The organism is Mesorhizobium sp. A623 (assembly GCF_054489405.1).
Map to the genome: position 1 here is coordinate 197,353 of NZ_JBTMXB010000008.1, position 10,182 is coordinate 207,534.

The 10,182-nt window shown below is 58.4% G+C and carries 10 protein-coding genes and 1 pseudogene; 4 read left to right on the forward strand and 7 right to left on the reverse strand.

Going from position 1 to position 10,182, the window contains the following annotated elements; translation table 11 throughout:
* Position 1 precedes the first annotated feature (1 nt).
* Entirely contained in the window at positions 2–718 is a 717-nt protein-coding gene (gene purN / locus ACX3P1_RS11155) for a phosphoribosylglycinamide formyltransferase (protein WP_459079638.1), read from the reverse strand.
* Entirely contained in the window at positions 715–1,779 is a 1,065-nt protein-coding gene (gene purM / locus ACX3P1_RS11160; protein ID WP_459079639.1) for a phosphoribosylformylglycinamidine cyclo-ligase, read from the reverse strand. The genes purN and purM overlap by 4 nt, the downstream gene beginning before the upstream one ends.
* A gap of 166 nt (positions 1,780–1,945) precedes the next feature.
* On the opposite strand from purM, the gene ACX3P1_RS11165 reads away from it, so the two are divergent.
* From ACX3P1_RS11165 to ACX3P1_RS11180, 4 genes are all read left to right on the forward strand, one after another.
* Positions 1,946–2,503 (forward strand): CDP-alcohol phosphatidyltransferase family protein, encoded by a 558-nt coding sequence (locus ACX3P1_RS11165; protein WP_459079640.1) that lies wholly within the window; start codon positions 1,946–1,948, stop codon positions 2,501–2,503.
* A complete protein-coding gene (locus tag ACX3P1_RS11170; RefSeq protein WP_459079641.1) occupies positions 2,475–3,647 on the forward strand; it encodes an AI-2E family transporter in 1,173 nt (390 codons plus the stop codon). Before ACX3P1_RS11165 ends, ACX3P1_RS11170 begins: the two co-directional genes overlap by 29 nt.
* Positions 3,647–4,345, forward strand: a complete 699-nt coding sequence (gene hdaA, locus ACX3P1_RS11175) for a DnaA regulatory inactivator HdaA (RefSeq protein WP_459079654.1) — start codon at positions 3,647–3,649, stop codon at positions 4,343–4,345. Before ACX3P1_RS11170 ends, hdaA begins: the two co-directional genes overlap by 1 nt.
* Positions 4,346–4,807: 462 nt before the next feature.
* A complete protein-coding gene (locus ACX3P1_RS11180; RefSeq protein ID WP_459079642.1) occupies positions 4,808–5,008 on the forward strand; it encodes a Flp family type IVb pilin in 201 nt (66 codons plus the stop codon).
* A 240-nt stretch (positions 5,009–5,248) separates the two neighbouring features.
* On the opposite strand, the gene ACX3P1_RS11185 is transcribed toward ACX3P1_RS11180, so the two are convergent.
* From ACX3P1_RS11185 to ACX3P1_RS11205, 5 genes and pseudogenes are all read right to left on the reverse strand, one after another.
* Positions 5,249–5,836 carry a hypothetical protein gene (locus ACX3P1_RS11185; protein WP_459079643.1) on the reverse strand — a complete coding sequence of 196 codons (588 nt, stop codon included), beginning with the start codon at positions 5,834–5,836 and terminating at the stop codon, positions 5,249–5,251.
* A 108-nt stretch (positions 5,837–5,944) separates the two neighbouring features.
* Positions 5,945–6,952 (reverse strand): DUF3102 domain-containing protein, encoded by a 1,008-nt coding sequence (locus ACX3P1_RS11190; RefSeq protein WP_459079644.1) that lies wholly within the window; start codon positions 6,950–6,952, stop codon positions 5,945–5,947.
* A gap of 88 nt (positions 6,953–7,040) precedes the next feature.
* Positions 7,041–7,538 (reverse strand): hypothetical protein, encoded by a 498-nt coding sequence (locus ACX3P1_RS11195; RefSeq protein WP_459079645.1) that lies wholly within the window; start codon positions 7,536–7,538, stop codon positions 7,041–7,043.
* 642 nt (positions 7,539–8,180) lie between these two features.
* Positions 8,181–8,798, reverse strand: coding sequence for a hypothetical protein (locus ACX3P1_RS11200; protein WP_459079646.1), 618 nt, complete (start codon positions 8,796–8,798; stop codon positions 8,181–8,183).
* 637 nt (positions 8,799–9,435) lie between these two features.
* Positions 9,436–10,182 (reverse strand): annotated as a pseudogene (locus tag ACX3P1_RS11205) (D-alanyl-D-alanine carboxypeptidase family protein); the annotation flags it as partial.

The window sequence follows — 10,182 nt, forward strand, 5'->3', positions numbered from 1 at the left end:
CCTATGGCGTGATCCGCGCCAGTTGTTCGAGGTCGACCGGGCCTTTTTCGAGCGGGTTTGGGGCGATGACGAGGGCGGCACCCTTGTCGCTGTCGTCGGCAAAGCCCGAGAACACGGTGCGCCCGCCTTCCATCCGCGCTTTGCCTTGCGCCACCAGTTTCAGCGCCTGCGGGTAAAGCCTGTGCTCGGCCTTGAGCACGCGCGCGGTCAGGTCGTTCTCGCGGTCATCAACGAGCACGGGGACCGCCGCCTGTGCGATGATCGGGCCTTCGTCCATCGCCGAGGTGACGAAATGCACCGTGCAGCCATGGACGCGCATGCCGGCTTCCAGCGCGCGTTTATGCGTATCCAAACCTTTGAAGGACGGCAGCAGCGAGGGATGAATATTGATCATCCGGCCCTGCCATTTTTCCACGAATTTGGGTGTCAAAAGCCGCATATAGCCGGCCAGCACCACGATCTCGGCATTCAGCGCCGAAAGCGCCGCGTCGATGGCCGCGTCGTGGGCCTCCTTGCTTGCGTAACCGCTGCGCGGGATCGCCTGGACCGGAATGCCGCTCGCCGTTGCGATGCCGAGGCCCGCGGCGTTTTCCTTGTCGGAAAGGACGCCGACGATTTCGGCCGGATAGTCCTGCTCGCTTGCAGCCGCGATCAGCGCGGTCATGTTGGAGCCGCGCCCGGAAATCAGGATGGCGGTGCGTTTGCGCGGTGTCATCATAGGTCGATGGCGCCCCGATAAAGCACGCCGGCATCCCGGCGCGGCACGATGCGGCCGATCGGCTCGACCTTTTCGCCGGCCTCCTGCAACACGGCGGCGACCTGCGCCGCCTGGCCGGACGCCACGACGATAATCATGCCGATGCCGCAGTTGAAGGTGCGCATCATCTCTTCCGGCGCGACGCCGCCCGTTTTGGCGAGCCACGAGAACACCGGCGGCACGTCGATGGCGTCGAGATCGAGTTCGGCGGAAAAATCCTTGGGCAGCACGCGCGGGATGTTTTCGGGAAAACCGCCGCCGGTGATGTGGGCGAGCGCCTTGATGCCATGCGTGTTGCGGATCGCCTTGAGGATCGACTTCACATAGATGCGTGTCGGCTCCAGCAAGGCCCCGGCCAGCGTGAGGTCCTTAGCGAAAGGTGCGGGCGCATCCCAGGCAAGGCCGCTGGTCGCGACGATGCGGCGAACCAGCGAAAAGCCATTCGAATGAACACCGGAGGAGGCGAGCCCCAGAAGCACGTCGCCTTCGACGATGTCGTCGGTCGGCAGAAGCTGGCCGCGTTCGGCCGCGCCGACGGCGAAGCCGGCGAGATCGTAATCCTTGCCGTGATACATGCCCGGCATTTCGGCCGTCTCGCCGCCGATCAGCGCGCAGCCGCCTTGCCGGCAGCCTTCGGCGATGCCACTGACGATCGCCGCGCCCTGATCCGGGTCGAGTTTTCCGGTGGCGAAATAGTCGAGGAAGAACAGCGGCTCGGCGCCCTGCACGACGATGTCGTTGACGCACATCGCAACCAGATCGATGCCGATCGTGTCGTGCTTGCCGGCCTCGATGGCGATCTTCAGCTTGGTGCCGACGCCGTCATTTGCGGCGACCAGCACCGGGTCGACAAAGCCTGCGGCCTTGAGGTCGAAGAGGCCGCCGAAGCCGCCGATCTCGCCATCGGCTCCCGGCCGGCGCGTGGTGCGCACCAGCGGCTTGATCTTCTCGACCATGAGATTTCCGGCGTCGATATCGACGCCTGCCTGGGCGTAGGTGAGCCCGTTCTTCTTGTCGGTCATCGCCATTTTCCTGCTCGATGCGGCTCTTCGCATGAACTGCCGCGTCCCGCAAGGCAACCGACGATCCGCCCGGCGCCAAGCCCGAGAAAACCGTGGACAGCATGCCGACCCTTGCGGTGTGCCTCGATCCTGACCATGTATCGCAAGCTAACCGACGGGAGATCAGGTGACCATTCCAAACATGATCACGATCCTGCGCCTTGTGCTGGTGCCCGGCGTGGTTCTGGCCATGCTGCAGGCGCATTGGAACTGGGCCTTTGCCGGGTTTGTCGTCGCCGGTGTCTCGGATGGTGTCGACGGGTTCATCGCCCGGCATTTCAATCAGGCGTCGCGCCTTGGCGCGTATCTCGATCCGATGGCCGACAAGCTGCTTCTGGTAAGCGTTTTCGTCGTGCTGGGAATCGCCGGCGAACTGCCCTTGTGGCTGGTCGTCGCCGCGGTTTCGCGCGACGTACTGATCGTTTTCGCGGTGCTTTTATCCAGCGTCATGAGCCAGCCCGTGGAGATGAAACCGCTTCTGGTATCGAAGGCCAATACCGCGATGCAACTGGTGCTGGCGGCTTTGGTGTTGAGCGAACTCGCTTTCGGCGTCGATATCGGCGACTTGCGCCCTGCGCTGATAATCCTGTCCGGGCTCTTGACCGTAGGTTCGGCCGCAGCCTATCTCGTGGCTTGGCTGAGACATATGAGTGGTTATGGCGAAGGCGGCACCCCCAACGGCTGAAGATCTCGCTGCCGCCGTGGCGGCCTCGACGGCTTTTCGGCGTCAGGTAAGCTTCTGGCTGGTCGCCGCGCTTATCTTGGCGCTTTTCCTCTACATCTTCAGCGACATTCTGCTTCCCTTCGTTGCCGGCCTGGTGCTGGCCTATTTTCTCGACCCGGTTGCCGACCGCCTGCAAAGAATCGGCCTGTCGCGCGTCATGGCCACGGTGGTTATCCTCATCACCTTCATCGTCGTGCTGGTGCTTGCCTTCGTCATTCTGGTGCCGGTGCTGGCTACCCAAATGACGGACTTCGCCGGCAAACTGCCCGAGTACCTGACCCGGTTGCAAACGCTGATCACCAGCTTCGATCCGCAGTGGCTGGAGCAAAGGTTCGGCGTCGATGCGGCGAGCCTGAAGGAAGGGCTGAACTCGGTGCTGACCTCGGGCTTCGGCTTGTTGACGACGGTGTTTACGTCGATCTGGAGTTCCGGCATGGCTCTGGTGTCGATCGTCAGCCTGTTCGTGGTGACGCCGGTGGTTGCCTTCTACATGCTGCTCGACTGGGACCGCATGGTCGCGACCGTCGATAGCTGGGTGCCGCGCGATCACGTCCAGACGGTGCGGGCGATCGCAACCGATATCAATACGTCCACCGCCGGCTTCGTTCGCGGGCAAGGTACGTTGTGCCTAGTGCTTGGCGCGATGTACGCCGTGGGACTGACGCTGACGGGCCTGAATTTCGGCATCCTCATCGGCCTTTTCGCGGGCCTGATCAGCTTCATTCCCTATGTCGGTTCGCTGACGGGGCTGGTGCTGGCGGTGGGCGTCGCCTTCGTCCAGTTCTGGCCGGACTGGACCATGGTTGTTGCGGTTGCCGCGGTGTTCTTTGTCGGCCAGTTCATCGAAGGCAACATCCTGTCGCCGAAACTGGTCGGAAAAAGCGTCGGCCTGCACCCGGTCTGGCTGATGTTTTCGCTGTTCGCCTTCGGTGCGCTGTTCGGCTTCGTCGGCCTGCTGATCGCCGTGCCGGCTGCCGCCGCGGTTGCCGTCCTGGTCCGTTTTGCGATTGCCCGCTACCTCGAATCGCCGCTTTACAAGGGACACGGCGCGGAGCCTGCACCGTTGCCGGCCGCCCGGCGCAAGACGCCGCAGACGCGCGAATGATGCAGAAAACGGGAAAGCCGCGCCAGTTGCCGCTCGATCTGGGGCACGGCACCGGTTATACGCGCGACGACCTTGTCGTCTCGCGCGCCAACGAACAGGCCGTCGCTCTGGTGGATGGCTGGCCGCACTGGCCGTCGCCGGTGGTGGTGCTCGCCGGCCCGACGGGTTCGGGCAAGACGCATCTCGCCTCCATCTGGCGTGAAAGGGCGGACGCCTTGCAGGTGGACGGTCGCCGGATTGGCGACAGCGCGGGCCGGGCAGTTTCCCGCTCGGTCCTGATCGACGATATCGACGCTGCCGCCATCGACCAGGCCGCGCTTTTTCATTTGATCAACGCCGTTCGCGGGGCGGGCTCGCATCTGTTGCTGACGGCACGGCGCTTTCCCGGCGCATGGGATGTGACGCTGCCCGATCTGGCATCCCGGCTGAAGGCGGCGGCGACGGTGGAGATCCACGAGCCGGACGATTTGCTGCTCGCCGGCGTCATCACCAAGCTTTTCGCGGACCGCCAGATCGAGGTGGAGCCGCATGTCGTGCAATATCTCGCCCGCCGCATCGAACGCTCGCTGGGAACGGCCATGCGGCTGGTAGAGAAGCTGGACCGCCTGGCGCTGGAACAAAAGACGCGCATCACGCGCGCGCTCGCCGCCGACGCGGTTAGTTCCATGGATGAAGGGCAAAGTGAGTTCGATATCTGAAGGCGGTGTAGAAGCGCTCGAGGCGGCGAAGCGCAAGATGCCCTTGAAGATGAATGGTCGGAGTGGAGAGATTCGAAATCGCGATTCGTATAACAAAATCAACTAGTTACGAGATGCTTTGTAACGTTGGAACAAGCCTCGAAATGGACGTTCCAGCTTGTGGAAAACCTTCGACAGTGACCAACCGAACGCCAAGCGCGAGGATCACGACAAGCGCGATCAATACCAGTCGACCTGACCAGCCTATATCCGGGGTGTAGTCGGGTCGCTTGTCGCCAGCGATGCAAATCAGTTCAAATTTCGTTGTTCTTTTCATTAGTTGTTAAGCAATCTGCTTGATACGCTTTATTCACCATTTCTTTTAACCTGTAAGAAATCGCTCGTTGCTATTGTGAGGCACGGTTCGCAAAGAAGCCGTAAGAAAATGGCATTCACAACGGTCAGCAAGCAGAGGGTTTCTCCATGACAAAGCTTTTCAAGAATTTCTGCAACGACGAATCTGGCGCAACGGCGATTGAATACGGCCTCATCGCGGCACTTATTGCATTGGCAATCATGTTTGGTGCAGGTGCGCTCGGCGACAGCATTGGCGAGAAGTTTAACGGCATCTCTAAGACGCTGGATGCAGCGGGCAATGCCAACCTTTTGCCTGATGCGCCTTAAGTAATCCCGACCCAGGGACAACTGTGGGGGCTGCCTTCGGGTGGCCCCTTTTTTTATGGATTTGAAAAGCCCGCCGCAATGAACGGCGAGCTTCTGGTAGATCGGCGAGGATCGGGCGGCTACACCAGCAACCAGCCGAACGCGCCAAGTGCGAAGATCACGACAAGCGCCAGCAACACCAGCCGGCCCGACCAGCCTATATCCGGGGTATAGTCGGGTCGCTTGTCGCCGGGCATTCGTTCACGCTCGAAAACTAATCGTCGGCCAATGATCGGCATCATCCGGCCAAAGCTCGACGCGAAAAGGGATTTCGCCGAGTCGAAGCGCCATCTTGACTCGATCAGCGGCCGCGCTGCCGGCACCTACGGTGGCACTACGCAACACAATTTCCCTCACGAGATCACCGTCATATGCCGACTTCGCTCGGTAGACCTTCCATCCGGCCAGCCGGAAAGCCTCATCAAGCTGTTCAGCGAGGTGATCGCCGAAAGAGCTAAGCATATCTGTATCAATATGAACCTCTCCCGGTGCCTCTTTCACGCATTGAACGATTTTTTGAAATTTATCTTCATCCAAGTCCAATGCGGTTAAGCGCCTTAGCTTGTATTCCAATTCTCTTATCTTTTTTGATGCCTCATCCGGCGATGCACCATCAAGCTTTTGCCTATATAAATCTACTCTCTCTTTTAGGGTAGATATTCGTTCTCTGCATAGGATTTGCGAAACCAGATATCCTAGAGCGAAGCAGATGATTGCCAGAGAAATAAACGGAACGGGTTGCTCCAAGAACAGCGACCAGTTTTTCGAAAGCCAATCCGGTATCTGCATGCCAAACCCTCCCACCAATCGACTATGATCGAGTCGAGGCCGAAGGGAAACAAAAAGCCCGCCGGGTTGAGCGGCAGGCTTCTGGTAGGTCGGAGAGGATCGGGCGGCTTAAAGGTCCATCGCGTTCGAAAGGCTGTCGCCTGCTTCCTCCATGGAGTCCGTCGCCGACTGCAATGCGTCCATGATCTCTTGAGCGGTTTCGCCCTTCTCGCTGCCCTGAAAACTTTCGGGCATGTTCTCGAAGGCTTCTTCCTGCTCCGAGCGGATTTCCTCGACGGCTTCCTTCAGCAAAGGCAGGAAGTCCGCGACCTCTTCCATGCGCTTCCGGCGGTCTGCCTTTCCGCTAGAATCTGCCCCAAAAGACCGGGCGCATTCCTTCTGCAAAATCTCCCCGAAAACCGGTGAGGCAAAGCCGGCATGACTACCGATCTGCATCTTGAATGAGGCAAGCAACTTGCCGGCAATGAGCTTCGCCAGAGCTTCAGCCGCGCCGTGATCCTTGCCAGTCGGGGCAGCGGCCGGGATGCTGGTCGTCTTGCTGGTCGCCGCCTTCTTCGTCTTCATGCCCTGCACCGCCTTCAAGGTGCCGGACTTGACGGCCTTGACGCACTTTTCTTTATCTGCGTCCGACTGCTTGTCGAAGTCGTAAAGCATGGTCAGCGGGAGGAACGCGATTGCTTCGGGCACACAACCACGGCCCTCAAGCTCATCGAATGCCCTAACAGCGTTCATGTAATTCTGCGCCGAACGCTCGGACCAACCAAATTCGCGCTTGAGCCATTCGCCAAAGAGACCGTGTCCCATTTTCTCCTTGACGGTAATCAGGTCGCGGCCGTTCTCGACAAGCATGAGAACGCCGCGCCGCTGCCTCGCCCGAATGCGATCCGCGACGGAAGCGAATTGCGCATCATTGTCGGCGATCTTCTTGCGCCCCTTAGTCGGCGGGATGACTTCACCGTCAAGCGGCTTGGAATCCGCAACGGTTGCGGATTCGGGCGAGGTCTTCGGCTGCATGGGAACAACCATGCCGCTGCGGGGAAGATCGAAGTCCTGAATCTCATCGGCGAGGGCAGGCGTTGCCGCTGCCGTCGTGGTCATGGTATGCTGAAGGTTCATTGCAATCTCTCCAATGGTTGCGGTGTCTGAAGTCAGGGACGGCCACGCTACGTTTGGCGATGGAACGTGGTCGCTCCCGTTCTCGGGCCTATTCGCCCGTCACTTCCCAACGGGGAAGGTTCCGCCGAACCTGCGTATCCAACTGTTCAAGCATCTTCTTCAGCCGCACGATGTCGGTGAGCGCCTGCTTGCGCGTGTTGGGGTCGGACAGGTCGGAAGTCTCGATTTCATGTATCCGGTCGTTGATCTCCTTTCGTTTGTAAGTGTTGACGATGGTCGCCAATTCCGTTGCCGCGTCTAGTAGGCAACCGACCATCCTTTCCGCACGGCCAATCGATCCGCGATAGGGGCCATCGGTTTCCGGGTTATGGTCAGGATCGTCATCAGTCGCGAATGTCGGAATGCCGTCCGGATCAATGCCGGCCCATTCGAGATAGGTCTTAACCTCATCCCAATTCGGATTGTCAGACAGGAACTCGTTGAACTTGATCATCGCGATTGCATCGGTCGGATCACCGGCGAGCTTTTCGCGTTCGGCTTTCCTTGCGAGGGAAAGACGCTTTCGCTCCAATGGGGTCATTGCCATATTGATTATCTCCGTTGTGAACGTGAACATAGAATTCACATTCACAACGGTCAAGAGGCAATCGCACAATTATTTTCAGGATGCATCACCCCGAATATATTCCGGCCAAATGTCCGCAACCTCGCCAAGCGCAATCTTGATTTGATCCGGCCCTACCTCGCCGGTGAGAGGGCATGGCTCAAGCGTCAGAAGCGCCGCGACAAGCCGGTCGTATGTTTCGGTTTCAATGTAGATTTCCAAGGCAACAAATCTCCCGCCAATTGGTGTTGAACAAGATTCGATATGAATCGGTTCGCGGAAGGATGCAAGCCTTAAAATGCTAAATACTGTTTATTTTCAAAGACTTAGATAAATCAGTAATGACTTATCTTTATCAGGCCGCTACTGCACGATCTGATTTTACCGCGCCGAAGGCTTGAATCAGCCGTGAAAATTCTGCGTCTCCTAGCGCTTGTGCGCGGGCGGACTTACCCTGTTTAGGTTCTGGAGCGAGCCAAATCGGATAAATACCCCCTACCTCCGCAAGATCACGCGCAAGATTATCATAACTAGAGTAACGCGCGCCGCTGATCGAGGCGACATGCCTTATCAAAGAAACATGCTGCCGCGTTGTGAGATAGATTTTGCGCCGCCTAGGTCTCATCATTTCACAATCCTTTTCCGTCTGCGCTCATCTGCTTTGCGTAACCGGTTCTGCTCGCGCTTGTGCGCTGCGATGTCTTCCGGGGTCATGCTTGATAGATCGTTATAGCGCTGGACATCCCGACCATCTTCCATTTTTTTTGCTTCAGCGTATCTGATGCGCGCGCTTTCCGCCTTCTCCGCCTTACGCTGGTCTTCGGTCGGTGCATCCAGCCCTTGCCGGTAGCGGCGAAGGGGAGCGCCTTTCTCTTCCGCACGGCGGTCGCGGGCATCCTTTGCCCCATTGGCGCGAACGTTCTTGCGGTTAGCCTTCCAAACAGGGCCACCCACGCTATATTTCACAACCGCCTCACTAATCATCTGGCGATGCTGTTTCCGCTCTTCCTCGCGGTTGAGTATATGGAGTTCGTAAAGCTCGGAGTCCCCAAGCGATTCATCATCGTCAGGGCCGGAAGTGGCGTCGATCGTTTCAAGCTCGCGTAAGAGGCTGTCCGTTTTTAATTCATAGCCGGTGCTATGGCTGATTTCAGATGGTGCCGGATCGGCCTCGCGCGGATCAAAATAGTTGCGCTGGGCGGCTCGTTGCATCTCGTCATCAGTTTTTAGCCGAATGGTCATTCCTGAAACCGTCCTATTTGTCAGAACGGATATAGTCACGCTTTTCTGTCATTTCAATAGCTGAAGGGCTAATGTCGCGCTTTTCTCGCCCGGAAGGGTGTCACCCTTTTCTAACCGAAATGTGTCACGCTTTTCTCGCCCGGAAGGTGTCACGCTTCTCCGGCAAAAGCGTCCTATGTAGAATAGCTAATAGTAAGAGAGAGATATATAAAAGGTCGCAGAATTTCAGAAAAGCGCGACACGCGAAACAATCATCAAACTAGCTCGGCCTTCGGCCTCGCCGAGCGCTGGCGCGCTCGTCTATTGCAAACCATCCTCCGGTCTAGGGAAGGTTCGCCCGAGGAAAGAAAGAAAGAAACAAACAAACCATCCTCCGGCTCGGGGAAGCAGTGCCGCGACAGATACAAGAAAATGGGAGTGGAGAAACCCTGCCGTCTGGCACGGGAGAAACCCTGTTGTTCGAAAGGACTTTATTCCGACTCTCAAATCGACACAGACGGCCACCAGCGAGCGTTTGGGGTGTCGGATGATACAAACCACCAGAAAACACATACGCTCTCTGGTGGGCTTCTACGAGAATCCTTTTCATTTACGCAAACGTTGCGTTTTTCATTTCTGCAAACGTTGCAAATATCGATCAGCGCCCACGACTACGGCTGTTGCCGAGATTCCCCGGCCTTGTTGCGCGTCTCATCTCGTCGGCAACTACCCCTCTCATAGTCGCTTCCATCTGTCGGGCCATTTTCTGCGCAAGGTCATCATTTTGGGCAGGTGTGCCGGCGGAACCATTGACGGTGATAGGCGCACTGATTTGAACGGTCGGCGCAACATTGTTGTTCGCTGCCGACTGTAGGCGGGGAACTGCCGGGGCGCGCCGGACATAGCCGCCAACGTCATAACCCTTCACCGCCGCCATATGCAGCGCCTCAAGATTGCCGACGCCTAGCCGGCTGGTTGCCCGCTTCGACATGACGTATTCGCCCTTATGGACGATGCCGGCAGGCTGATACTTGTCGCCCGGTCCAGTGTAGCCACCATCTGCGAAACCAAAGATCGCACCAAGGATGCCACCACCAGCGCCGCCAAACAGGCCGGCAAGCGGTCCTTTGCCTAGCAGCGCCGCCTGAAGCGTTGCGTCGATAAGGCTGTTCAAGAGGTTCTGAAGCGCGCCGTTGAGCGTCTGCGTGCCGGTGAGCAAGCCGGAAAGGCCACTCGTGAATTGCTGTCCGAAGAATTGGCCGGCCTGTGCAAGCTGCTGTTGCGATTGCGCCGCCTGTTGCGTCTGCCCGTCAAGCTGGGCAGTGAGCGCGATCTTTTCGCGCATGCGCTGGATATCTTGATCGGAAAGCGTCACGCCGTCGCGTTTGGCCTGCGCAACACGGTC